The following is a 23,285-nucleotide window of genomic DNA, read 5'->3' on the forward strand; positions in this document are numbered from 1 at the left end:
TCATATGGCACGCACCGCCACCAAGTCCCTCTTCACCGCCGATCTGCTGTTGCCAGCGGTCGGCCAGGCCTTCCTCAAACTCTCGCCGGCGCAGCTCGTGCGCAATCCGGTGATGTTCGTCACCGCCTGCGTCGCGGCCTTGCTCACCGTCCTGCTCGTCGTCGGGCATGACGGCCTCGCGATCGGCTTCAAGCTCCAGCTCGTCGTCTGGCTGTGGCTGACCGTCCTGTTCGGCACCTTCGCCGAGGCGATCGCCGAAGGGCGCGGCAAGGCGCAGGCGGCGAGCCTGCGCGCCACCAAGGCCGAGCTCAACGCCAAGCGCGTCAAGGGCGACAGCGTCCAGACCGTGCCCGCCAGCCAGCTGCGCATCGGCGACGTCGTGCTGGTCGAGACCGGCGATCTGATCCCGTCGGACGGCGACGTGGTCGAGGGTGTCGCCAGCGTCAACGAAGCCGCCATCACCGGCGAAAGCGCGCCGGTGATCCGCGAGGCGGGCGGCGACCGTTCGGCGGTGACCGCGGGCACCCGCGTCATCTCCGACCAGATCAAGGTGCGCGTGTCGGTCAATCCCGGCCAGGGCTTCCTCGATCGCATGATCGCGCTGGTCGAGGGCGCCGAGCGGCAGAAGACCCCGAACGAGATCGCGCTGACGATCCTGCTCGTCGGGCTCACGATCATCTTCCTGATCGCGGTCGGCACGATCCCGAGCTTCGCCAGCTATGCCGGCGGCGCGATCCCGGTGGCGGTGCTGGCGGCTTTGCTGATCACGCTCATCCCGACGACGATCGCGGCCCTGCTGTCGGCGATCGGCATTGCGGGCATGGATCGGCTGGTGCGCTTCAACGTGCTCGCCAAATCGGGCCGCGCGGTCGAAGCCGCGGGCGACATCGACACCTTGCTGCTCGACAAGACCGGCACGATCACGATCGGCGATCGCCAGGCGAGCGAGTTCCGCCCCGCGTCCGGGATCGCCGTGTCGGATCTCGCCGAGACCGCTTTGCTGGCCAGCCTCGCCGACGAGACGCCTGAGGGGCGCTCGATCGTGCTGCTCGCGCGCGAACGCTTCGACGTACGCCACACCGCCCTGCCGGCGGGCGCGGAGGTGATCCCGTTCACCGCGCAGACGCGCATCTCGGGCGTGAAGATCGGCGAGACCCTGATCCAGAAGGGCGCGGTCGATTCGGTGCTGCGCGCCAATCCGGGCCTGGGCGAGACCGCCGCCGCGACCGAACTGCGCCGCGCCACCGACGAGATCGCGCGGGCCGGCATGACCCCGCTGGCGGTGGCCCGCGACGGCAAGCTGCTCGGCGCGATCGCGCTCAAGGACGTGGTCAAGGCGGGCATTCGCGAACGCTTCGGCGAGCTGCGCAAGATGGGCATCCGAACGGTGATGATCACCGGCGACAACCCGCTCACCGCCGCCGCCATCGCCGCCGAGGCCGGGGTCGACGATTTCCTGGCGCAAGCCACGCCCGAGGACAAATTGGCGCTGATCCGCAAGGAGCAGGCCGGCGGCAAATTGGTGGCGATGTGCGGCGACGGCACCAACGACGCGCCCGCATTGGCCCAGGCCGATGTCGGCGTGGCGATGAACACCGGCACGCAGGCGGCGCGCGAGGCGGGCAACATGGTCGATCTCGACAGCGATCCGACCAAGCTGATCGAGGTGGTCGGCCTCGGCAAGCAATTGCTGATGACCCGCGGCGCGCTCACCACCTTCTCGGTCGCCAACGACGTGGCGAAATATTTCGCGATCATCCCGGCGATGTTCGTGGTGCTCTATCCGGGGCTGGCGGTGCTCAACGTGATGCACCTCGCCTCGCCCACCACCGCGATCCTCTCGGCGATCATCTTCAACGCCCTGATCATCCCGGCTCTGGTGCCGCTGGCGCTCAAGGGCGTGACCTATCGCCCGATGAGCGCGGGCCCGCTGCTGCGCCGCAACCTCGCCATCTACGGGCTGGGCGGGCTGATCGCCCCGTTCGCCGGGATCAAGCTGATCGACATGGTCGTCAGCGGGATCGGGCTCGCCTGAGCAAAGGACATTCCGATGAACAACGACATCCTCTCTTCCTTCCGCCCGGCGATCGTTATGACGCTGCTGTTCGCTTTGCTGCTCGGCATCGCCTACCCGCTCGCGCTCACCGGGATCGGCCAGGCGCTCTTCCCGCATCAGGCCAATGGCAGCCTGATTGAGGACAACGGCAAGGTGATCGGCTCCGAACTGCTCGCACAGGGCTTCGCCGCCGACCGCTATTTCCATCCGCGCCCGTCGGCCGCCGGCAAGGGCTATGACCCGCTCGCCTCCTCCGGCTCGAACCTCGGGCCGGCCAGCCAGGCGCTGCACGATCGCATCGCGGGCGATGTGAAGACACTCAAGGCTTCCGTACCAGGTAGTTCCGTTCCACTGGATCTGGTCACGGCCTCCGCCTCGGGCCTCGATCCCGATATCACGCCCGAGGCGGCTTTGTATCAGGTGGCCCGCGTCGCCAAGGCGCGCGGGATGAGCGAGGCGGCACTCGACGTCATCGTCGCCAACGCCACCAAGGGGCCGCTGTTCGGCTTCCTCGGCGAGAAGAGGGTAAACGTGTTGCTGCTCAATCGACAGCTGGATAGCTTGAGCGCTACAAAGACGAAGTGAGCGACGAACGCCCCGATCCCGACGCGCTCCTGCGGCAGGCCGAGCAGGAGTCGCGCGGCAAGCTCAAGGTCTTCCTGGGTGCCGCGCCGGGGGTCGGCAAGACGTACGAGATGCTGTCCGAAGGCGCCGCGCGCAAACGCGCCGGCGCCGATGTCGTGATCGGCGTCGTCGAAACCCACGGCCGCGCCGAAACCGAGGCGCTGATCGCGGGGCACGAGGTCATTCCGCGGCGCGCGGTCGAATATCAGGGCCGCGTGCTGTGGGAGATGGACCTGGACGCGGTCCTGGCACGCCGGCCGGCGCTCGTGCTGGTCGACGAGCTCGCCCACACCAACAGCCCGGGCAGCCGCCATCCCAAGCGCTACCAGGATGTCGACGAGCTGCTGGCAGCCGGGATCGACGTCTATTCGACGATCAACATCCAGCATATCGAAAGCCTCAACGACGTCGTCGCCTCGTTCACGCGCGTCCGGGTGCGGGAGACGGTGCCCGATCGCGTGCTCGAAACCGCCGAGATCGAGGTGGTGGACATCCCGCCGGACGAGCTCATCGAGCGGCTGAAGGACGGCAAGGTCTATGTGCCCGACGAGGCGACCCGCGCGCTCGCCCATTTCTTCTCCAAGTCCAATCTCTCCGCCCTGCGCGAATTGGCGCTCCGCCGCGCCGCCCAGGCGGTCGATGCGCAGATGCTGGATTATGTCCGCACCCATGCGCTGTCCGGCACCTGGGCGGGCAGCGAACGCATCCTGGTCGCGGTCAGCGAACTGCCCGGCGCGGATGGGCTGGTGCGCGAGGCCAAGCGGATCGCCGATGCCCAGCGCGCGCCATGGACGGCGATCTCGATCGAGACACCGCGCACGCGCGCCTTGCCCGACGCCTACAAGCAGCGCGTGGCGGCCACGATGCACCTCGCCAGCCAGCTGGGCGCGACCGTCATGTCGATGCCCGCGGCGTCGGTGCTCGAGGGGCTCAAGGCCTATGTCGAGGAAGGCCGCATCACGCAGATCGTTATCGGCAAGTCGCAGCGCTCCAAGCTGTTCGAGCTCCGCTATGGATCGGTCGTCGATCGGCTGGTGCGCGAGACGGCCGGCGTTGCGGTCCACGTCCTGCCGATGGAAACGCCGGTGGAGGAACCGACGCGCCGCCTGCCGAGCCGGCCGAGCGCGTGGGGCCGCCGCAGCGACTATCTCTGGGCGACATTGATGGTCGCCGTCGTGACCGGCATCGGAACCGGCCTGTCGCAGTTCCTGAACATCGCCAACGTGGCCTTGCTCTATCTGCTGCCGGTGATGGTCGCAGCCAGTTCGTTCGGGCTGCGCGCGGGGCTGTTCGCCGGCATCTGCTCGAGCCTGGCGTACAATTTCTTCTTCCTGCCGCCGACCGGCACCTTGACGGTCAACAACCCCGAAAACGTCGTGACGATCGTCGTGCTGCTGGGGGTCGCCTTCGTGACCAGCCAGTTCGCCGCGCGGGTGCGCGCGCAGGCCGATCTCGCCGCCGCGAGTGCGAAGGCCAATGCCTCGCTGGCGGGCTTCCTCCGCCAGATCACCCAGGTCTCCAACGAAGAGGAACTGGGCCACGTCATCTGCGCCGAAGTGTCGCACCTGTTCGGGGTCCGCGTCGTGCTGATCGTCGCATCCCCGGAGGGGCCACGGGTCGCCGCCGCCAACCCGGCGGACGATCGGCTCGACACGATCGAGCTCGCCGCGGCGCAATGGACGCTGGAACGCGGCCAGTCGGCCGGGCGCGGCTCGGAAACGTTGACGGCGTCGGACTGGCTGTTCACGCCGATCCGCACCGCCGATCGTACCCTCGCCGCGATCGGCCTCGCCCGTGACGATGGGCGCGAGCCGGTGTCGTCGGACCAGCTCCCCTTGCTGACCGGATTGCTCGATCAGGCGGCGCTGGGGCTGGAGCGCGCGCGGCTGGAGCATGAAACGCGCGACGTCGTGCAGTTGAAGGAGCGCGATCGGCTGCGCGCAGCTTTGCTGTCCTCGGTCAGCCACGATCTGCGGACGCCGCTGACGTCGATCCTGGCCGCCGCAGCCGGCCTGCGCAGCGGCGTCAGCGAGGATCTGATCGACACGATCCAGGCCGAGGCCGAACGGCTCAACCGCTTCGTCGCCAACCTGCTCGACATGGCGCGGGTCGAGGCGGGTGCGCTCGCGCTCAAGAGCGAGGCGATCGACCTGACCGATGCGGTGGCAAGCGCGGTCCACGACACGCGCCGCGTGCTGGAAGGGCATGAGGTGGTGCTGGAGGTCGCGCCCGATCTGCCGCTGGTGCGCGCCGATCCGCAATTGCTCCACCATATCCTGATCAACCTACTCGACAATGCCGGCCGCTATGCCGACGCGGCGAGCCCGGTCACGATCCGCGCCGAGCGCAAGCCGGACTCGCTGATCCTCTCGGTCCTCGATCACGGCCCGGGGCTGCCCGCCGGCCGCGAGAGCGAGGTATTCGAAACCTTCCGCCGGCTGGAGGGATCGGATCAGAGCAAGGGGGGCACCGGGCTCGGCCTCGCCATCGTCAAAGGCTTTGCCGATGCGCTGGGCCTCGCGGTCGAGGCCGCCAACCGCACCGACGCGCATGGCGCGCGTTTCTCGCTTCGCTTTCCCGATAACGCACTGGTCCTATGAGCGACGCTGCCACCGTCCTGATCGTTGACGACGAACCCCATATCCGCCGCCTGCTGCGCGGCGCGCTGGAGCGGGCGGGCTATCACGTTGTCGAGGCCGGCGGCGCCCGCAGCGCGCTCGAGCGGCTCAGCGAAGGCGCACCCGATGTCGTGCTGCTCGATCTGGGCCTGCCCGATCGCGACGGGATGGAGCTGGTCCAACTCTTTCGCCAGCGCACCACCGCCGCCGTGCTGGTCATCTCGGCGCGCGATACGACCGACGAGAAAGTGGCCGCGCTCGATCTCGGCGCGATCGACTATGTCACCAAGCCGTTCGACACCGAGGAACTGCTCGCCCGCATCCGCGTCGCCTTGCGCAGCCGGCTGACGGCGGAGGGCGGCCGCGCCGAAGTGACATCCGGCAACGTGAAGATCGACCTCGTCGAGCGACGCGTCACCCGCAACGGCGAGGAGGTCCACCTCACCCCCAAGGAGTTCGGCGTCGTCGCCGAACTCGCCCGCTTTCCCGGGCGCGTCATCACGCACGAGAAGCTGCTCGCGGCGGTATGGGCGAGCGATCACGAACGCCACATCGAATATCTGCGCGTGGTGGTGCGCAATATCCGGCAGAAGCTAGAGGACGATCCGGCGCGGCCGGCGGTGATCGTGAACGAGTTGGGGGTGGGGTATCGATTGATCGGGGCGAGTTAAGTTAGGTCGTGAAGAGATAAATCCAGGGCCCTGAGCCCTTCGGCTGCCTGCCAAGGGACACCATCATGAAGGGAAGGTCACTTGGAAAACTCTCGCTTGCGGTCGACTGGCGTGATCGGGCCGCGCCGCCATTTCTTAACCAGGGCATCGGCATGCGCCTCATAGTAATCGGCCGGACCGCCCCCGCGCGACACGGGGATCGCATGGGTGGTCTGATAGATGCCGTCGAGGATGCATTCCTGATTGATGTGCACATGCACGACCTGGCCGAACACCACCCGGAAGTCGCTGGGAATGCCGTCCAGATCCTTGAGGTGGACGATCTCGGTCACCTTGCATTCGAACTGGGCGGGGCTCGCCGCCACGCGCGGCGGTGCGACATCGATCGAGGCGATCTTCTCGATCCCCGCCATTTCGAACTCGTCGACTTCGGGGCCCACCTCGTCCCCCGTCAGGATCATCACGTCGGTGACATCGCGGCCAACCAGATTCCAGACGAATTCACCGGTTTCCCGCGCATTGCGGACGCTGTCCTTCTCCGCGCCGGAGGAGAAGCCGATGATCAGCGGGCGATAGCTGAAGATGTTGAACAAGCTGAACGGAGCGAGATTGGCGACCCCCTCGCTGCTGACCGTGCTGATCCAGCCGATCGGGCGGGGCGCGACGATCGAGTTGGCCGGCTCGTGCTTGAGACGATGGCCCTCGGCCGGGCGATAGGAGTGAAATTCTCTCATGATGGCGCAAGTCCCCTGGCAAGCTGGAAAAACCGGAAAGATTTCCGGTTTCTTGTTCGATGGGGCCTATAAGTCGTGAATGCGCCTGCGTCTAAGACATTTTCGGACGGTGGCGATGGAAGTCCGCTTTCCACCCCACTTTCAGTCGGCTCTCCAACTTGTGATGGAATTACGGGGACACGGAATTACAGGGACACTATACATAATTGACGTCGCAGCCTGCGCCCGTTAGCCATCGTCAATGGCCCGCTTGTCACGCATCGTCATTCCGGACGTGGCACACCACGTCACCCAGCGCGGCAATCGCCGGCTTCCCGTCTTCTTCGGCGACGACGATCGGATCCTGTACCTTCGCCTCGTGGCGGAAGCCTGCCGGGATCAGGGAACGCGCTGTCTGGCGTGGTGCCTGATGGACAATCACATCCACCTGATCCTCGTTCCGGCGCGCATCGATGGCCTGCGCGCAACGCTTGCGGAGGCGCATCGCCGTTATTCGCGCCACATCAACTTTCGCGAAGGCTGGCGCGGCTATCTCTTCCAGGGGCGCTTTGCCAGCTATCCCATGGACGACGCCCATCTGATGGTGGCGGTGCGCTATGTCGAGCGCAATCCGGTCGCGGCCGGCCTGGTCGAACGCGCCGAGGATTGGCGCTGGTCGAGCGCGCGATCGCACATTGGTGGCCGCCGCGCACAGGATGATCCGCTGACCGATGTCGCCGCGCTGTCGAGCCATGTTCGAAACTGGCGACGCATGCTGGTGGACGGTCTTGAGGCGGCAGGCATCCCTGAGGATGATGCCCTGATCGAAGCTCGGATTTCGACAGGACGCCCGCTTGCCGAGCCGGAGTGGATCGCTGACGCGGAACGCCGTTGCGCGCGGACCATGGCGCCCCAAAAGCGTGGACCCAAGCCCAAGATCGAGAGTTTGGTATAGTGTCCCCGGAACTACGGAACTACCCGAACTACGGCGACGACGATTGGATCTGTACCTTCGCCTCGTGCCGGAGACCTGCCCGGATCAGGGAACGCGCTGCGCCCGGTAATAAACTCGCTCAGCGACGGTGCCCAAAAGCCCGTGTGGGTCCTTTGCGCAGGCCGATCGTACGTCTTCCAGAGTAATCGTTCGCGCCTGGACGCGACCCGCGGTCGACGCTGCCATCAAATTCATGCCCGACCATAGGCCTCGTATGTAGCTCCGGGTGGCGTATTGAAACTCAGGCTTCCAAGCGTTTGAGCAGCTAACGCCACCTTCGTTGCCAAACATGGTGATGGACGGTCTTGCCGCGGCAACCGTGGCGGCCAGAAATATCAGCGGCATCATATCCGTATCTCCGGTTAGACAGGTAGTTTGGGGATTCGGTGGTTGCCTGTCCAGTCGCTCGGCCACAGCGATTGACACCGAATTGGGTCTATCGAAGACTTCGACGCAATATCGACGGCTGATTTCAGCTGGATAGACCGCCGTCCGCTTAGGGCTCAGACAACGGTCAAATCCGAGCAATGCCAGATTGCCCGAAACCTGCCGTCAGTGCACTAAGCGGCATGGCCTATGTCGATCGCTCTTGGCGCAACTGGGGCGCCCTGGTCGGCACTGCGGTTGCTGTCCCGGCTGCCGCCGCCTGGACGTTGATCGAATTCGTTGGCGGCGCTTTAGTGTGCGAAAGCGTCGATGGACCGTGTGGCCCGTCATTGATTGATTGGCTTCTTGGGCTGACCGCCATTGCGGTGGTGGCCTTCGGCGTGGGCTGGATATTCAACCGCGCCATCGATCTGATCAGGAGCGTTCACTAGCGGCGCGGGCCGCTGGGCCACCTTCGCACACCATTTTCGCCATTCGAATGATCTGGTGCTGGGCATCGGCTGATCGGGGCAAGTTGATCGCCCTCACTCTTCCCACCGCTGCGCGGCGGGCCCCTTCCCTCTCCCGACGGGAGAGGGAGAGAGGCGCGGAGCGCCGGAAGGGTGAGGGTGACCCGCTACCGGTTAAAGCTCCACCTGGCTCCCCAATTCCACCACCCGGTTGGTCGGCAGCCGGAAGAATTCCATCGCGCTCTCGGCATTGCGCACCATCCAGGCGAACAATTGCTCGCGCCACACCGCCATGCCGGGATGCGCCGAGGCGATGAGGGTTTGGCGGCCGAGGAAATAGCTCGTGTCCATCGCGCGGAAGATGCCGTTGCAGTCCTTCGCCTGCGCCAGCGCGGCCGGGATATCGGCCTCGTCCATGAAGCCGAAATGGAGGATCACGCGGTAGAAATTGGCGGGTAGCGCGAAGGTCTCGATCCGTTTCTCGATCGGCACGTGCGGCACCTGCTCCATCTTCACCGTCAGCACGACCACCCGTTCGTGCAGCACCTTGTTGTGCTTGACGTTGTGGAGCAACGCCGTCGGCACCGCCGTCGGGCTGGCCGACATGAAGATGGCGGTGCCCGACACGCGCTTGAGCGACTTCGCGGTCGAGGCGATGAACATTTCCATCGTCAGGTCGCTATGCCCCAGCCGATCACGCAGGATTTTCCGCCCGCGCGCCCAGGTGGTGAGAAAGGTGAACGCCACCGCCGCGACCAGCAGCGGAAACCAGCCGCCATCGGGCACCTTGGTGAGGTTCGACGCAAAATAAAGCCCGTCGATCAACAGGAAGCCGCCGGTCACCAGCCCGGCCACCACCGGCGGCCATTTCCACACGGCGAAGGCGAGCACACCGAACATGCAGGCGGTGATGAACATCGTGCCGGTCACCGCGATGCCGTAGGCCGCAGCGAGATTGCCCGAATTCTTGAAGCCCAGCGTGATCATGATCACCAGCACCAGCAGCGCCCAGTTCACGAACGGCACGTAGATCTGCCCCGCCGCCTTGGCGCTGGTATTGACGATCTTCAGCCGCGGCAGGAAGCCGAGCTGGACCGCCTGCTGCGTGACCGAAAAGGCACCCGATATCACCGCCTGGCTCGCAATCACGGTCGCCATCGTCGCCAGGATCACCAGCGGCAGGCGCGCCCAATCCGGGGCCATCAGGTAGAACGGATTCTCGACCGTCTTCGGATCGGACAGGAGCAATGCCCCCTGCCCCATATAATTGAGCAGCAGGCACGGCAGAGCGATGTAAAGCCACGAAATGCCGATCGCCTTGCGACCGAAATGACCCATGTCGGCGTAAAGCGCCTCGGCCCCCGTCACCGCCAGCACGACCGATCCCAGCGCGAGAAAGGCCAGCTTGGGATCGATGATGAAGAAGCGCACCGCCCACAGCGGATTGACGCTCCCCAGGATTGCCGGCTGGGCCGCGACGGACGTGATGCCCAGAAGCGCGATGATCACGAAATAGAAGACCATGATCGGCCCGAACAGCGCGCCGACCCGGGCCGTGCCGTAGGATTGGATCGCGAACAGCCCGATCAGGATCAGCACGGCGATCGGCAGCACCATATGCTCCAGGCCGTCCTGCACCACCGTCAGCCCCTCGACCGCGGACAGGACCGAGACCGCGGGCGTGATGATCGCATCGCCATAGAAGAGCGCTGTGGCCGCCACGCCGAGCATGATGATGCCATTCTTCCACTTGGCCGCGCCGAGGCGGCGCGAGATCAGCGCCAGCAACGCCAGGCTGCCGCCCTCGCCCTTGTTGTCCGCGCGCAGAATCAGCAGGACATATTTGACCGTGACGATCAGCATCATCGTCCAGAAGATCAGGCTGAGCACACCGTAGATGTGCAGCCGATCGACCGTGAGCGGATGATGGCCGACGAAGCTTTCTTTGAGCGCATAGAGCGGCGAGGTGCCGATATCGCCGAACACCACCCCGATCGCGCCAAGCGCGAGCGCGCCGGTGCCCTCGGGGGTGCCGTCATGTGCGTGGGCGGTATCGATGGACGATGGGGCAGAGGCCGGATCGACGGCCTGGGTCATAGCGGACACGTAATGGAACATCCTGCGCGCCGGGGGGCGACCGCGACGACGCACGCGCACATGAACCCGTCCTCATAGGCTTTCGAGACGGGTTCGGGCAGCGGCGCATATGTTTCGCATATGTTTTTCGCGCGACGCGGCGGCCCGATCATATGCGGCCACTATGCCAAGGCGCGGTTCATGATCTCGAATGCCTATGCCGCCCCGAATACATGGCCTGCTTCCGATTGGGTGAAGCGATGCAGATGGCAATGCAACCGACGAAATGGGCAAACCTGCCGCTCCGGCTGGTGGGCGCGGTAACGCTTGTTGTCAGCGCGGCCTTGTGGTCGCTGCTATTCAGAACGCCGACGCGGTCGCCCGATGCCATCGCGTTTCTGCTGGCCCTGCTCGCCTTCGCCTCGCTGAGCGCGGGCAGCGCAATGCTGGTGCTGGGCCAGCATCTCTTCGATCAGGTCGAGCTCTCCCAACGCTGGACGCGGCGATACTAGGATCCTCCCCGGCACGGGGAGGGGGACCGCGACGCGTAGCGGCGTGGTGGAGGGGGCCCACCTCGACCGAAGCACCTGTTTGGAGGTGGGCCCCCTCCACCATTGCTTCGCAATGGTCCCCCTCCCCGTGCCGGGGAGGATTTTAGAGCGCTTCAACTCACCCCGTACAGCGCCATCACGTCGCGCCGGAACGCCGCCTGGCTGTCGCCGCGCGAATAGAACATGTGCCCGCCGGGGTAGGTGCGCAGCTGGATACGGCCGGGCTTGCCCATGTCGGGCATCTGCGCGACCACCATCCGGCTCTGGAAGTAGGGGCAGGACAGATCGTTGTAGCCGTGCACGATCATGACCTTGAGCTTCGGGTCGATCGCGAGCGCGGCGCGCAATTCGGAGGCGGATTCGATCCGGGTGAACCAGCCTTTCTCCCAGCGCTCGTTCACCTCGCCGTTGAGCGCCTCATAATGCGCGTCGACCTTCCAGCCGACCTGGTTGGTGACGAAATCGACCATCGCCGAGGTCGTCGGCGCATAGATGCCGTCGAGGATCGGATCGCCCGCGCGCTGGTTGGGCGACCAGGGATAGGGATCGTAAGCGGTGACGTTGGGATCGTACCAGCTGCCGAGCCGGCCCTGATCGCGATAGAGTTCGCGCAGGAACGCGCGGCTGTCGATCCGCCCGCCCGCGCGGCGCACGAACGCCGGATCGAGCCCGGTATAGCCCGAGACCTTCTGGACGATCCGATCGACCGCCGCCGGATCCTCGCGCCCGCGCAGCAGATCGGTGACGAAATCGGTGCGCGCATAGGTCTCGACCTCGGCCATCTGCGCCGGGGTCAGCGGCTTGCCCTGGCGTTCGTAATAGGCCGCCGCCATCGACGGCAAGGTCGCCACCCACGACATCGGCGAGACATCGGGATCGGCGGCGGTCCTGCCGTCGAGCGCGGGCGACACCATCACCACGCCGGACACGCCGACCCCCATATCGGTCTGCAGCGCATGCGCGATCGCGGGCGCGCGATAGCCGCCATAGCTTTCGCCGACGATATATTTGGGCGAGGCCATGCGCCCGTTCTTGGCCAGCCAGTCATAGACGATGCGCGACAGGTAATTGATATCCTTGTCGATCATGAAAAAGGCCTTGTCGGTCTCGTCGCGCTTGAGCAGCGAGCGCGAGAAGCCGGTGCCGACCGGATCGATGAAGACGAGATCGGTGAAATCGAGCCAAGTGCCCGGATTGTCGTGCAGCCGCGCCGGATCGGACGGGCTGTCGCCCTGCGCGCCGAACTGGATGCGCTTCGGCCCGATCGCGCCGAGGTTGAGATAGACCGATGCCGCACCCGGCCCGCCATTGAAGGCGAAGGTCACCGGGCGATCGGGATTGCGCGGGCCATCGATCGTGTAGGCGGTGAAGACCACCTCGGCGGTCTTCTTTCCATCGGCATCGCGCACCGGCAGCGAACCGACGGTGACCGCATAGTTGATCGCCTTGCCCGCGACATGCGTCACTTGCCTGATGCTGGCGTCCGCGGGGAAAGGCAGTGGGCTCGCATCGGCGGCGGCCGGCTTGTCGGCGGGCTTGTCGGCTGCGATCGTCGCGGTGCCGAGCGCGGCGGTGGCGAGGAGAAGGGTGGCAAAACGTGCGTAGGCGCGCATGATATGTCCCGGAATGGAAGGTTACCCGATCGCTAGCGCAGCTTGGCGGCGGTCAACAGGGCTTTCGACGGAGTGTCGAATGACAACTGCGAACGACCATTCGCCATTTTTCGGTTTAGCTTGGATGTAATGCAGAAACGCATTATATAGCCTCACGAGGAGAATGGCCATGGCAACGCTGACCGTAACCGAGCGGGGGCAGGTGACATTCCGTAAGGACGTCCTCAAACATCTGGGCATCCAGCCGGGCGACAAGCTCAGGCTCGAACTGCTGCCCGATGGCCGCGCCGAATTAAAGGCTGACCGACCAACGGGGTCGTGGAATGCGCTGCGGGGCATGCTCAAGGCCAAGGGCAATGGGCGGACGCTCTCGATCGAGGAGATCGGCGAGGAGATAGCGGAGGCGGGCGCGGCCCGACATCGCGACGGCCCATGAACGTTATCGCCGATACCAACATCCTCGTTCGCCTCGTCATGGAGGATGACGCGGCGCAGACCGATCTCGCTATCCGGACAATGGCCGAGGCGTCGTCGGTTGCGATCAGTCCGCTGGTGCTGTGCGAACTGGCGTGGGTGCTGGGGCGTGGCTATGCGGTGCCGCGCCACGCGATCGCGAACGCGATCCGCAGCATCATGGAAACGCGCGGCGTTCTGGTCGATCGCCCGGCCGCCGAGGCCGGTCTCGCCATATTGGAAGCGGGTGGCGATTTCGCCGACGGCGTCATCGCATATCAGGGCCGGTGGCTAGGGGGCGAGACATTCGTGTCGTTCGACAGGAAGGCGGTCAGGCTTCTCGACGAAAATGGGGTAAGCGCTCGCCTCCTCACCGCACGTACCGCAGATCCTTGAAATCTTCCGGCACATAATCGACCGTGCGCCGGGCGAAGCGCACGACGATCTTGAACACTTCTCCCGGCGCGCCTGCGTCGACATCGGTGACGATCCCGATGGATCCCTTCATCGTGCGGGTCGAATGATCGTCGACCAAAGTCTCGATGATGTCGCCGCGGATCGGCACGCGATCGGTCACGAGCGGCATGTCCGTGAGCCGGACGAGGACCAGAGCGACGGTCTCGTCATAATTGCGCGCGATCGTCGCCGCATCGTCGGCGGGATCGACCTGGACCGCGATATCGCTGAACAGCATCACGACCGGGCCGTCACTCTCCCGGGCCGCCTGCATCGCCAGCGCGATCGTTCCCTCGAAGCTGCGGCCCGTGACGGCGGGGATGGTCGGTACGGTATCTGCCACGGCGGCTCCTGCTCATTGTCGCGCCGAGCCTTATGAGGCCATCCAGCGATTGCGTACAATTGCCGCGACGCTAGAGGCGGCGATGATGGACCGCCGCTTCATTCTCGCCTCGCTCATCCGCTTCGACCGGCCGATCGCCGAACTGGAGGCGCTCGTCGCCGGGCTCGATTGGGATGACGGTCCGGCGGTGCCGCTCCGTCGCCAGGATATCGCTGATGTGATCGACCGCTTCGTGACCGGGCAGACCGATGCCGAGAGCGTCGCGCGCTGGGCCAACCTGATCGAATTGCGCGAGGATATCGCCTTCGAGCCGCGCCACGAACCCGCGGTCGCGGATGCGATCTTCGATCTCGCCAATCCCGATCTGCAGGGGCCCCTGGCGGAGATCGCGCCCGCCATCCTGGCGTCGATCGAAGCCTAGAGGCGTCAGGGCATCGGATCTGGCTCCGGCCCGGTCGGGGGTGCGAGGTATCCGTGCGCCGACAACGCCAGATCGGGGCGGACGTCGCAGGGCACGCACACCGGCGTATAATGTTCGGGCACGCGCCCGCTCACCGGGTTCCGGTAATCGAACCACATCGGCAGGATGCCGGGCCATTCGATCGTCTGCCCGGTGCCGCCGCGGAAGTGCTCCATGCGGGCGCCGAGCGACTTGATCGGGATGTCGGGCGGATATTTGGCCATGAGCGGGCTGGCGGGCGCATTGCTGTCGATCACGCGATCCTTCGCACCCGACCAGCCGCCCTTCCAGTCGGGCGAGACCATGTAGGGCTCGTCGAGCGACAGGTTCCAGAAGCGCCAGATCCCGTCCTCCAGCACCATCTGGTCGTGATATACGCCGCTGTGGAAGCCCGCGCCGTAGAAGGCGTAAGGCTTGGCCGGCTGCTTCGAGGTGCGCGGCTGGAACAGGCGGGCGTGGTAGGTGGCGGAGCGGCCATCGGCGGCGACGTTGATCACCGGCTGGATGCGCCAGTGAAAGGAAATGCCCACGCGCGTCACCGGCGGCTTGCCCCAGACGAGCAGCCCCGCCTGGGTCACCCGCTCGCGCCCGACGAAATAGCCGGCAAAGGCCGAGACCTTGAAGCCGTCCTTCGCGAGCAAGGCGCTGAACTGCGGCGACTGGAAGTCGTCGAGGAAGTCGCCATAGGCGGTCGAGACATTCTCGACCCCGTCATAGGCCTTCGACACGGCAAGACGGCGGGATAGCTCGGCCAGCGCCATCGGTGCGCGTGCCGGGGCGGGCGGGATCGGGCCGGTGAGCGGTGCAGCCGCCACCTTCGTCTTGCCGGCCGGGATGGCGATCGGGCGGCCGCTCGCCGGATTGGCGATCAGGAAGGCCGGGATGATGTCGTCCTGCGAGCCACGATCGGCAGCGGGAACCGTATGGTCGGGGGCGAGGCGGCCGGTCGGCGCGTCCTCGACCAGCCGGCTCCTGGCCCAGCCCTGATGATAATCGCTGCGGATCAACGGAAAGATCCGCATCTCGCGGATCTTCCAGACGCCCCCTTCCCTGACGAAGCGGTTGTCGAAGACGTTGACCTCCCAATAGGCCTCGCCCTTGTCGGCCTCGCCCAGCATGCCGAGCTCGATACCGCGGGCATGGGCTTCGTTGCCGTCGATCGTCACGACCGTATCGAACAGCGGCCGATCGTTGAGCTGGCCGTGGGTCAGCCCTTGCGGCCCCATCCGCTCCATCGCGCGCCGGACGCCGGACTTGCCGTCATAGACGCCGATCCCGCCGATCTCGATCGCGCTCTTGTCGGCGAACAGATCGACCACATCGTCCCACATCCTGCGATCGACATAATAGCCGTACGCATTCTGGAGGTTGCGGACCTTGTCCTCGTCGTTCAGCGCGACGATCCGCTTCTGCAGCGCAGCCAAGGTCGCAGCGGATCGGGGCGCCGGGCCGGTCGCCGGCGGGATCGGCACGCCTGCGCTGTCGGGGGTGAAATGGTAGGGGACGATCGGCAGATCCTGTCCCTTCCAGTTGAGCCAGCCCTGCTCGTACGGGCCGGTATATTGCGGATAGAAATGGAGCGTCGCGATCTTCCAGACGCTGCCCTGCTTCACATAGTCATTCTCGTAGATGCCGCCGGTGATGGTCGCATGGCCTTTGCCGTCGCCCTGAAAGAACAGGCCATGCCAGCGCCCTTTCGCCGTCCGGCCATCGGGGGCGAGGTTGATCAGCGGCGTCTCGATCATCATGGTGTTGACGACACCCGGCGCCAGCCCGTCATGCCCGCCACCCCCGGCCAGCAGATGGCGGCCGATCGCGGCGCGACCGGCGATCGTCTCGGTATCGAATATCCAGCGCGCGTCGTCGGCGAACAAGGCCGCCATTTCGCGCCACAGCCCGAACTGGGCAAAATTGGCGTAGGAGCGCTGGAGCGTCTTGATCGCGCGAACGTCCTCGGCCTGGCCGACATCGCGCGCGAGGCTGTCGCGCGTCACCGGCACGGCCACGACCGGTGCCGTGGAAAGCATCAGCGCCAGGCCAAGCGCGCGCATGGCATTACCCATCACCAACCTCCCATCACGCGACCACCAGCCGCCGGAACAACCCGATCGCGGCGAAGGTCAGCAGCATCGGCACCGCCATCACCCAGAAGACCATATGCGGCCCGATCCCCGCGCTCAGCATCGCGCCCGCCGCCGCCGGGCTGATCACGTTGCCGATCCGCCCGAACGCCACCGCAGCACCGACCCCGGTCGATCGGATCGCCGTCGGGTAGAAACCCACCGCCGGCGGATAGACGAGGTAGAAAGCGCCCGGCACGAACAGGCCGCAGGCGAAGACCACCGCCATATTGAGCGCATCGCTGCCGCTCAGCACCATGCCCAGGGCCGCGACGCTGGCGGCGCCGATCAGCGCACAGGCCATCAGCACGCGGATAACCGTAAAGCGCGGACAGAAAAGCGGGACCACCAGCCCGCTGACGACCCCGCCCGCGCTATAGACGCCGATCGCGGTCATGCCGATCGCCGCCGGCTTTCCGGCGTAGGTGTAGATGAGCGTCAGCCAGTTGGTGAAGAAGCTGACCTCGGCACACACGCCGATGAAGGTCGCCCACAGCAGGCAGGTGCCGAGCGCGCGGCCGTGGCGGAACAGCTCGATCACGCTGCCGCGCCTGCCGCCCTCGGCACGCTCACCCTCCGCCGACGGCACGGACGCGATGCCGAGCTTGCCGAGCATCGCCGCGATTTTCGCGCCGCCGGGATGGCGCAGCAGCAGATAGCGCGGGGATTCGGGCAAGGCGAAGACCAGCAGCACCGTGGTCGCGGCGCAGATGCCGCCGGTCAGGAGGATGATCCCCTGCCAGTCGTGCGTGCCGAGCATCTGCCTGGCCAGAAAGGCCGCGACCACGGCGCCGAGATTCTGGCCGAGGATCACGAACGCGACCACGCTCGCACGGCGCTTCGTGGCGAGGAATTCGGACACCAAAGCGGTCGAGGCCGGGATCACCCCGCCGAAGCCAATGCCGGTGACGATCCGGCAGACCAGCATTTCGGGAACGGTGTGGATCCACACCGTCGCCAGCGTCGCCGCCGTCATCAGCACCATCGCCCCGATCAGCGAGGCGCGACGGCCGTAACGATCGGCGAAATAGCCCATCGCGAATCCGCCGACGATCAGCCCGATCGGCCCGGCGGCGAAGATCGCGCCGAACGCGCCCGACGGCAGCGCCCACGCCTTGGCGATGGCCGGGGCCAGCAAGGGGATCATGGTGAGATCGATCCCCTCGGTCACCGACACCAGGGTGCAGAGCAGGACGACATGGATCTGGAGCGCGGAAAGCGGTGCGGCATCGATCAGCGCCTGCAAACCCGAAGGGCGCGTGCCCTCCCCTTCCACGATCATGCCGTTCACCCTCTCTTGCCGGACCTGATTGATGCCAGACGCATCCCCGCCCGATTGCTCTATGCGGCAGAATCATACAGGATTTGCTGGATGGGGAAGAATTTTGGTCCTAACCGGCGGGCAAACGCGGCCGGGACGATGCGCCGATGACGGAACAAACGACGGGAAATTTCGCCAGCGCCAAGCCGGGCCGCATCAAGCGATCGCCGGGCTTCGTCGACGAGGTCTTTGCATTGATCCGGGCCGACATCATGTCGCTGCGCATCCCGCCCGACACGCGCATCTCGATCGACAGCCTCGCACGCGAACTTGGCGTCTCGCAAACCCCGATCCGCGAGGCGCTGAGCATGCTCGAGGCGGTCGGGCTCGTCACCAAGAAGCATTTCGCCGGCTATTGCAGCGCGCCGCAGCTCAACCGCCGCCAGCTTGACCAGCTCTACGAGGTCCGCCTGCTGATCGAGCCTTACGCCGCCGCGCGCGCCGCCGAGCGGATGAGCGACGAGGATCTGGCGAAGCTGGTCACGCTCGCCAAGAGCATGGAACCGGGCGAATCACGCACGTCCTACGATCGCTTTGCCGACCAGGATGCCGAACTGCACGACATGATCGCGCATGGCAGCGGCAACCAGATCATCGAGGAGTCGCTCGCCCGGCTCCACATCCACATGCATGTCTTCCGCCTGCGCTTCCACAGCGAGGTAACGACCGAGGCCCTGGTCGAGCATGAGCGGCTGGTGGCGGCGCTCGCGGCGCGCGATGCGGCGGGCGCGGAGGCGGCGATGCGCGCGCATATCGAGCGCTCCTACGAACGGCTGATGCCCTCTACGCAGGCGTGACGGGCCCTCCGGCGATTTTGGCGCCCCGATGACGAGACGTCATTGGGACACGGGCTTCCGCGCGAACCAGCCGAACGCCAGGATTACGCCATAGCAGGCCACCGGCAGCAACAAGGCCGTCGTCAGGCTGGTCATATCCGCCAGCTTGCCGGTGACGAACGGCACGATCGCACCGCCGACGATCGCCATGCAGATGATGCCCGATCCCTCCGATGCCCGATCGCCGAGCCCTTCGCTGGCGAGGCTGAAGATGGTCGGGAACATGATCGAGTTGAACAGCCCGACGGCAAGGAGGGTCCAGCCCGCAACGTGGCCGGTCGAGGAAATCGAGACCAGCACGAGCCCGGCTGCAATCGCCGCCACGGTCGCCAGCACCTTGCCCGGCGAGAACATCCGGAGCACCCACGAGCCGATGAAGCGGCCGACCATCGCCCCGCCCCAGTAAAGCGACAGCCGCTCGCCCGCCGAATGTTCGCTGAGCGCGAGCGTGGTGGGCTGGCTCAGGTAGCTCACCATCACGCTGCCGATCGTCACCTCGGCGCCGACATAGAGGAAGATGCACAGGGTGCCGAGCGCGAAGCGCGGGCGCTGGAGCAGTTCGAAGCCCTGGAAGAGACCGACCCTGCTGTCGCCGCTCGCGGGCAAAGCGCGGCGGCGGAACCAGAAGACCAGGGCCGCGAGCGCCAGCACCACCGCGAGCCCGATGTAAGCGCGGCCGATCACCGCCGCCTCGTGGCGCTGGAATGCGAGCAGGGTCGCCCCCGACAGCGTCTTGGGATCGGTCTTCGCGACCGATCCGAGCAGCACCTGGCTGCCGAGATAGGGCATGATCGTCGTGCCGAGCGAGTTGAACGCCTGCGCGAAGGTCAGCCGGCTCGATGCGGTCGCCGGATTGCCGAGCGCCGAGATCAGCGGGTTGGCGACGACCTGGACGATCGTGACCCCCGCCGCGAGCACGAACAGGGCGACGAGGAAGGTCCAGAACAGCCCCGATCCGGCCGCCGGCACGAACAGCAAGCAGCCGGCCGCCATCACCGCCAGCCCCACCACCGCCGCGCGCATATAGCCGATCCGCGAGACCAGCACGCCCGCGGGCAGCGAGATGAAGAAATAGGCCGCGAAGAAGGCGAATTGCGTGAGCATCGCCTCGGCATAATCGAGCTGGAACAAGCCCTTGAGCTTGGGCACCAGCACGTCGTTCAGGCTGGTGATGCCGCCGAAGAAGAAGAAGAGCGCGAACACCAGCAGGACCAGCGCATGCAGCGCCGGCCCCGATGCCAGCGGCGCGCGTGCGCCCACCGATCCGCTCGTCCCCATCGGTGCCGCCACGCTTCGCCCTTCCGTCTAGTTCTGATCGCTCGGCTTATGCGTCTTCCGGCATGAAGGAAATGGTGCGCAATTCGATGCTCTGGCGCGGCGCCGCATCGGCAGGCGCGGTCGGATCGTCGAACGCGGTGTGGGCGGTATGCTGGATGCGCGTGCGATCGGAATCGAACAGCTTGAACGCGTAGATCTCGTCCGGCCGCATGTGCGGCGTATAGTACCAGCGATGCTCGGGCCGGTGCGCCAGATTATAGCCCCACAGCGACGGGCGATTGGCGTCGCCGAGCCCGCCGCGTATCTCGCTGTCGAACATATCCTCGACGAACACCGTGCTCGCGTCGCACAGCGCCAGCGGGGTGCGCTCGACCGTGCGGATCGGGCGCCAGAGGTTGATCAGCATGTAGCGGCGATCGAGCCACTTGTCGGCCTCGTCGCCCAAGATATTCCGCGTGGTCTCGCGCACCGTGTAATCGCCATAATCGACATGCGCGCCATGCGCCGGCAGCCCGCCATCCTCCATGCCGGGACTGTCGCTGCGGATCATCGTGCCGAAGGTGATCACCTTTTCCGCACCGGTAAGCCGCTTCACCAGATCGACGATCTCGGGAATGTAGACATCGGCGATCTGCGCGGGATCGCGGAAGTCGCTGACCGCGGTCGGCTCCTCGAGCAGGACGAAGCCGTTGCGATCGAACGAGAGCTGATCCGTGATCGGGCGGACGTCGTGGATCGTCACCCTGTGCGGATCCTTCGGCCAGTAGGAGGCATCGCGATCGGCGGCGCAGAACACCGCTTTCTCGCCGCGCACGACATAGGTGATCTCGGTTTCGATCGCGCCCGCTTCCATCGCCATCCTCGCATCGGCCGGCTTGTTGCGGCTCGCTGCCCGCCCTTGTAGACCCCGATGCGACGCCGCCGAAAGCCAAAATACGCGCGCGCAGGAGGGGATGAGCATGATCGCGGAGGACGGCCCGGTCGCGTGGCGCCAATGGACGGTGCTGGCGCTCGTGCTGTGCGCTTTGGTGATCGACGGGATCGACACCCAGCTGCTGGCCCTGGTCGCGCCGCTGATCATGGGCGAATGGGGCGTCGACAAGGCCAGCTTCGGCCCGGCGATGAGCGCGGCCCTGCTCGGCATGGCGCTGGGCGCGGGATCGGGCGGGTGGCTGGGCGACCGGCTCGGCCGCCGCACCGTCCTGATCGGCGCGACCTTGTCGTTCGGCCTGTGCACGGTGGCGGTGGGATTGATCCATTCGCTGTTGCCACTGGTCGCGCTGCGGCTGATCGCCGGGCTCGGCTTCGGCGCGGTCGCCCCCAATGGCGCGGCCCTCGTCTCCGAATGGCTGCCGACGGGGATGCGGCCGCGCGCAATGGCCTTCCTGTCGATCACGATACCGATGGGCGGGCTGATCGGCGGCGGGGCGGTGTTGCTCCTGCTGCCGCTGGTCGGCTGGCGCGGCTGCTTCTTCACCTGCGGCATCGCCACGCTCGTCATGGTCGCGGTGATCGTCGCCTTGCTGCCCGAATCCGCCGCCTATCTCGCCGCCAAAGGCCGCCACGCCGAGGCCGAAGATTTGGTCGCGCGGATCAGCCGCCGCCCAGCCACCGCCCGCGCAGCCGCACCGATCGCGGCGTCCGCGGTCTTCACCCGCGCCAATCGGCGGCTCAATATCGGCGGCTGGCTGGCCTTCTTCTGCCTGCAGCTCATCGCCTATGCCTTCATCTCGTGGGCGCCCGTACTGCTGACGATGCTCGGCTGGCCTTTGCCCCATGCCATTCGCGGCTCGCTCGTGTTCAACCTCTCGGCGGTGTGCGCGTCGCTTGCGGCGGGATGGCTGCTCGGCTGGATCCGCGTGCGCACGCTGGCGCTGATCGGCAGCCTCGGCGCGATCCCGGCACTGGCGCTGCTCTACGCATTATTCGTGGCGCACGGGCCATTCGATGCGGCGGACGAGTGGATCATGCTCGGCGCGATCGCGCTGGTCAGCATCCTGGCGGGCTGGGGGATCGCCACGATCTATACCTTATTGTCGTTCGGCTATCCGGCCGGCTGTCGCGCGGGCGGGATGGGCTTCGGATTGATGGCAGGCCGGGCGGGCGGGATCACGAGCGCGTTCACCGGCGGCGCCTTGCTGGCGATCGACGGCGCCCATCCGCTGGCCTTCTTCGTGCCGCTGATGATCGCCGCGGCCGTGGCGGGGCTGGCGGTGATCCTGTTGGGGCCGCGCTATGCGGGCCGGCTGGTCGATATGGCCCGCCCGTGAGACCCTACCAGACGCCCCGCTCCATCAGCACGGGCAGCACCGTGAAAATCGACTCCACCTCTTCGATGAAACCGCCCCGCACCTTGAAAGCCTCCGCCATCGCCAGCGAATAAGGCTTGGTCGTCTGTTTGGGGCAGATCGTGCCGTAGTCGACGACGTTGGCGCAGGGGCCTTTCACATACTGGTTGTACATCGCGAAGGCGACGACGATCCCGCGCTCCTCGTCGACCACCGGATAGCGCCGATCAGTGATCGTATCGGTATCCCAGATGTGGGTGTTGAACTGATCGCGGCACGACATGGCGGTGAAATTGGGCACCGGCTTGCCCGAGGGCGACACGCCCGGGCTCGGGAAGGCGGGATTGCGGATCAGCTGGATGCCGTTCTCGACCTTGATGCAGTCATTGTCGAACGGGACGATATCGCCGTTGCCGCGTTCGATTCCGACATAATGGAGATCGGCGGCCTGGATGATCTGCGATCGGTCGCGCCGCTCCTCGGGCCGGAGCGCGGTGGCGAAAGCCGGGCGCGCGAGCGTCAGCTTGCCGGCGCCGCTGGAGAGATCGAAGGTACCCGCACTGGCGGCAGCGCCAGGCGCGATCGCCTCGATCTCCGAAATCCGGCCATCTTGGATGCGCAGGCGCACTGTCAGCATCGTCCAGCCGCTCGCGATCTGGGCATTGCCCATGAAGGCGATCTGCTGATTGCGGATATCCGACGCGAGGATCCGGTAGGTGCCGATCGCGCGCAGGCTCTTCCACAGCCCCTCGCCGATCGGCACTAGCGCCTGGTTCTCGGTATATTTGACGTTCGGGACGGCATGGATCCTGGCGGGATCATGCGCGACGATTGCGCCAAGATACGCGGTCATGAAGCCTTCGAGGCAGGATCGATCGCAAGCCGGTTTCTCAGCGGCCATGGCCGGTGCGGCGAGCATCATTGTGGCGGCTGCAACGAGTGCTTTCATGATCCTGTCCCCTCAAGCCCCACCCGTTC

At 66.2% G+C, this 23,285-nt stretch carries 21 protein-coding genes; 12 read left to right on the forward strand and 9 right to left on the reverse strand.

The window, feature by feature from the left end; translation table 11 throughout:
* Positions 1–4: 4 nt before the first annotated feature.
* The 4 genes from kdpB to AB4Z44_RS11035 are packed head-to-tail and all read left to right on the forward strand — an operon-like array spanning position 5 to position 5,969.
* On the forward strand, positions 5–2,035 hold the full coding sequence (gene kdpB / locus AB4Z44_RS11020) for a potassium-transporting ATPase subunit KdpB (RefSeq protein WP_404714074.1): 2,031 nt from the start codon (positions 5–7) through the stop codon (positions 2,033–2,035).
* Between the two features lie 15 nt (positions 2,036–2,050).
* On the forward strand, positions 2,051–2,641 hold the full coding sequence (gene kdpC, locus AB4Z44_RS11025; RefSeq protein ID WP_404714075.1) for a potassium-transporting ATPase subunit KdpC: 591 nt from the start codon (positions 2,051–2,053) through the stop codon (positions 2,639–2,641).
* Positions 2,638–5,280 (forward strand): DUF4118 domain-containing protein, encoded by a 2,643-nt coding sequence (locus AB4Z44_RS11030; RefSeq protein WP_404714076.1) that lies wholly within the window; start codon positions 2,638–2,640, stop codon positions 5,278–5,280. The genes kdpC and AB4Z44_RS11030 overlap by 4 nt, the downstream gene beginning before the upstream one ends.
* A complete protein-coding gene (locus tag AB4Z44_RS11035; RefSeq protein WP_404714077.1) occupies positions 5,277–5,969 on the forward strand; it encodes a response regulator in 693 nt (230 codons plus the stop codon). The genes AB4Z44_RS11030 and AB4Z44_RS11035 overlap by 4 nt, the downstream gene beginning before the upstream one ends.
* Before the next feature lie 77 nt (positions 5,970–6,046).
* Here AB4Z44_RS11035 and AB4Z44_RS11040 read toward each other — a convergent pair whose 3' ends face one another.
* The gene (locus AB4Z44_RS11040; RefSeq protein ID WP_404714078.1) at positions 6,047–6,703 is read right to left on the reverse strand and encodes a flavin reductase family protein; all 657 of its coding nucleotides are present in this window, start codon (positions 6,701–6,703) and stop codon (positions 6,047–6,049) included.
* Between the two features lie 241 nt (positions 6,704–6,944).
* Here AB4Z44_RS11040 and AB4Z44_RS11045 point away from each other — a divergent pair, with 241 nt between their 5' ends.
* The gene (locus AB4Z44_RS11045) at positions 6,945–7,637 is read left to right on the forward strand and encodes a transposase (RefSeq protein WP_404714079.1); all 693 of its coding nucleotides are present in this window, start codon (positions 6,945–6,947) and stop codon (positions 7,635–7,637) included.
* Positions 7,638–8,245: 608 nt separating this feature from the next.
* Positions 8,246–8,494 carry a hypothetical protein gene (locus tag AB4Z44_RS11050; RefSeq protein WP_404714080.1) on the forward strand — a complete coding sequence of 83 codons (249 nt, stop codon included), beginning with the start codon at positions 8,246–8,248 and terminating at the stop codon, positions 8,492–8,494.
* 192 nt (positions 8,495–8,686) lie between these two features.
* On the opposite strand, the gene AB4Z44_RS11055 is transcribed toward AB4Z44_RS11050, so the two are convergent.
* Positions 8,687–10,609 (reverse strand): potassium transporter Kup, encoded by a 1,923-nt coding sequence (locus AB4Z44_RS11055; protein WP_404714215.1) that lies wholly within the window; start codon positions 10,607–10,609, stop codon positions 8,687–8,689.
* 245 nt (positions 10,610–10,854) lie between these two features.
* Between AB4Z44_RS11055 and AB4Z44_RS11060 the strand changes: the two genes are divergently transcribed.
* The gene (locus AB4Z44_RS11060) at positions 10,855–11,100 is read left to right on the forward strand and encodes a hypothetical protein (protein WP_404714081.1); all 246 of its coding nucleotides are present in this window, start codon (positions 10,855–10,857) and stop codon (positions 11,098–11,100) included.
* 152 nt (positions 11,101–11,252) lie between these two features.
* Here AB4Z44_RS11060 and AB4Z44_RS11065 read toward each other — a convergent pair whose 3' ends face one another.
* Positions 11,253–12,752, reverse strand: coding sequence for a S10 family peptidase (locus AB4Z44_RS11065; RefSeq protein ID WP_404714082.1), 1,500 nt, complete (start codon positions 12,750–12,752; stop codon positions 11,253–11,255).
* Positions 12,753–12,921: 169 nt separating this feature from the next.
* On the opposite strand from AB4Z44_RS11065, the gene AB4Z44_RS11070 reads away from it, so the two are divergent.
* Both AB4Z44_RS11070 and AB4Z44_RS11075 read left to right on the forward strand, forming a co-directional pair.
* Positions 12,922–13,188 carry an AbrB/MazE/SpoVT family DNA-binding domain-containing protein gene (locus tag AB4Z44_RS11070; RefSeq protein ID WP_404714083.1) on the forward strand — a complete coding sequence of 89 codons (267 nt, stop codon included), beginning with the start codon at positions 12,922–12,924 and terminating at the stop codon, positions 13,186–13,188.
* The gene (locus AB4Z44_RS11075; RefSeq protein WP_404714084.1) at positions 13,185–13,601 is read left to right on the forward strand and encodes a type II toxin-antitoxin system VapC family toxin; all 417 of its coding nucleotides are present in this window, start codon (positions 13,185–13,187) and stop codon (positions 13,599–13,601) included. The genes AB4Z44_RS11070 and AB4Z44_RS11075 overlap by 4 nt, the downstream gene beginning before the upstream one ends.
* Here the strand turns inward: AB4Z44_RS11075 and AB4Z44_RS11080 are convergent.
* Positions 13,576–14,004, reverse strand: a complete 429-nt coding sequence (locus tag AB4Z44_RS11080; RefSeq protein ID WP_404714085.1) for a hypothetical protein — start codon at positions 14,002–14,004, stop codon at positions 13,576–13,578. The genes AB4Z44_RS11075 and AB4Z44_RS11080 overlap by 26 nt on opposite strands.
* Positions 14,005–14,086: 82 nt before the next feature.
* Here AB4Z44_RS11080 and AB4Z44_RS11085 point away from each other — a divergent pair, with 82 nt between their 5' ends.
* A complete protein-coding gene (locus tag AB4Z44_RS11085) occupies positions 14,087–14,425 on the forward strand; it encodes a hypothetical protein (RefSeq protein ID WP_404714086.1) in 339 nt (112 codons plus the stop codon).
* Between the two features lie 5 nt (positions 14,426–14,430).
* Here the strand turns inward: AB4Z44_RS11085 and AB4Z44_RS11090 are convergent, their stop codons facing one another.
* Positions 14,431–16,527, reverse strand: a complete 2,097-nt coding sequence (locus AB4Z44_RS11090) for a nuclear transport factor 2 family protein (RefSeq protein ID WP_404714087.1) — start codon at positions 16,525–16,527, stop codon at positions 14,431–14,433.
* A 13-nt stretch (positions 16,528–16,540) separates the two neighbouring features.
* Positions 16,541–17,866, reverse strand: coding sequence for an MFS transporter (locus AB4Z44_RS11095; protein ID WP_404714088.1), 1,326 nt, complete (start codon positions 17,864–17,866; stop codon positions 16,541–16,543).
* Between the two features lie 146 nt (positions 17,867–18,012).
* Between AB4Z44_RS11095 and AB4Z44_RS11100 the strand changes: the two genes are divergently transcribed.
* Positions 18,013–18,702, forward strand: coding sequence for a GntR family transcriptional regulator (locus AB4Z44_RS11100; protein WP_404714089.1), 690 nt, complete (start codon positions 18,013–18,015; stop codon positions 18,700–18,702).
* Between the two features lie 39 nt (positions 18,703–18,741).
* On the opposite strand, the gene AB4Z44_RS11105 is transcribed toward AB4Z44_RS11100, so the two are convergent.
* Positions 18,742–20,019, reverse strand: coding sequence for a sugar MFS transporter (locus tag AB4Z44_RS11105; RefSeq protein WP_404714216.1), 1,278 nt, complete (start codon positions 20,017–20,019; stop codon positions 18,742–18,744).
* A gap of 46 nt (positions 20,020–20,065) precedes the next feature.
* Positions 20,066–20,878: a CmcJ/NvfI family oxidoreductase gene (locus AB4Z44_RS11110; RefSeq protein ID WP_404714090.1), complete on the reverse strand. Its 813-nt coding sequence runs from the start codon at positions 20,876–20,878 to the stop codon at positions 20,066–20,068.
* A 100-nt stretch (positions 20,879–20,978) separates the two neighbouring features.
* Here AB4Z44_RS11110 and AB4Z44_RS11115 point away from each other — a divergent pair, with 100 nt between their 5' ends.
* Complete coding sequence (locus AB4Z44_RS11115) at positions 20,979–22,289, forward strand: MFS transporter (protein ID WP_404714091.1); 1,311 nt, start codon at positions 20,979–20,981, stop codon at positions 22,287–22,289.
* Between the two features lie 4 nt (positions 22,290–22,293).
* On the opposite strand, the gene AB4Z44_RS11120 is transcribed toward AB4Z44_RS11115, so the two are convergent.
* Complete coding sequence (locus AB4Z44_RS11120) at positions 22,294–23,256, reverse strand: hypothetical protein (protein WP_404714092.1); 963 nt, start codon at positions 23,254–23,256, stop codon at positions 22,294–22,296.
* Positions 23,257–23,285: the final 29 nt, after the last annotated feature.

The organism is Sphingomonas sp. MMS24-J13 (genome assembly GCF_044905095.1).
Lineage (GTDB): Bacteria > Pseudomonadota > Alphaproteobacteria > Sphingomonadales > Sphingomonadaceae > Sphingomonas_I.

Bases quoted from the DNA above. Each gene is read 5' to 3' on its own strand.
- kdpB (WP_404714074.1), top strand. From the start codon at position 5: ATGGCACGCACCGCCACCAAGTCCCTCTTCACCGCCGATCTGCTGTTG.
- kdpC (WP_404714075.1), top strand. From the start codon at position 2,051: ATGAACAACGACATCCTCTCTTCCTTCCGCCCGGCGATCGTTATGACG.
- AB4Z44_RS11035 (WP_404714077.1), top strand. From the start codon at position 5,277: ATGAGCGACGCTGCCACCGTCCTGATCGTTGACGACGAACCCCATATC.
- AB4Z44_RS11040 (WP_404714078.1), bottom strand. From the start codon at position 6,703: ATGAGAGAATTTCACTCCTATCGCCCGGCCGAGGGCCATCGTCTCAAG.
- AB4Z44_RS11045 (WP_404714079.1), top strand. From the start codon at position 6,945: ATGGCCCGCTTGTCACGCATCGTCATTCCGGACGTGGCACACCACGTC.
- AB4Z44_RS11050 (WP_404714080.1), top strand. From the start codon at position 8,246: ATGGCCTATGTCGATCGCTCTTGGCGCAACTGGGGCGCCCTGGTCGGC.
- AB4Z44_RS11055 (WP_404714215.1), bottom strand. From the start codon at position 10,609: ATGACCCAGGCCGTCGATCCGGCCTCTGCCCCATCGTCCATCGATACC.
- AB4Z44_RS11060 (WP_404714081.1), top strand. From the start codon at position 10,855: ATGGCAATGCAACCGACGAAATGGGCAAACCTGCCGCTCCGGCTGGTG.
- AB4Z44_RS11065 (WP_404714082.1), bottom strand. From the start codon at position 12,752: ATGCGCGCCTACGCACGTTTTGCCACCCTTCTCCTCGCCACCGCCGCG.
- AB4Z44_RS11070 (WP_404714083.1), top strand. From the start codon at position 12,922: ATGGCAACGCTGACCGTAACCGAGCGGGGGCAGGTGACATTCCGTAAG.
- AB4Z44_RS11075 (WP_404714084.1), top strand. From the start codon at position 13,185: ATGAACGTTATCGCCGATACCAACATCCTCGTTCGCCTCGTCATGGAG.
- AB4Z44_RS11085 (WP_404714086.1), top strand. From the start codon at position 14,087: ATGATGGACCGCCGCTTCATTCTCGCCTCGCTCATCCGCTTCGACCGG.
- AB4Z44_RS11090 (WP_404714087.1), bottom strand. From the start codon at position 16,527: ATGGGTAATGCCATGCGCGCGCTTGGCCTGGCGCTGATGCTTTCCACG.
- AB4Z44_RS11095 (WP_404714088.1), bottom strand. From the start codon at position 17,866: ATGATCGTGGAAGGGGAGGGCACGCGCCCTTCGGGTTTGCAGGCGCTG.
- AB4Z44_RS11100 (WP_404714089.1), top strand. From the start codon at position 18,013: ATGACGGAACAAACGACGGGAAATTTCGCCAGCGCCAAGCCGGGCCGC.
- AB4Z44_RS11105 (WP_404714216.1), bottom strand. From the start codon at position 20,019: ATGGGGACGAGCGGATCGGTGGGCGCACGCGCGCCGCTGGCATCGGGG.
- AB4Z44_RS11110 (WP_404714090.1), bottom strand. From the start codon at position 20,878: ATGGCGATGGAAGCGGGCGCGATCGAAACCGAGATCACCTATGTCGTG.
- AB4Z44_RS11115 (WP_404714091.1), top strand. From the start codon at position 20,979: ATGATCGCGGAGGACGGCCCGGTCGCGTGGCGCCAATGGACGGTGCTG.
- AB4Z44_RS11120 (WP_404714092.1), bottom strand. From the start codon at position 23,256: ATGAAAGCACTCGTTGCAGCCGCCACAATGATGCTCGCCGCACCGGCC.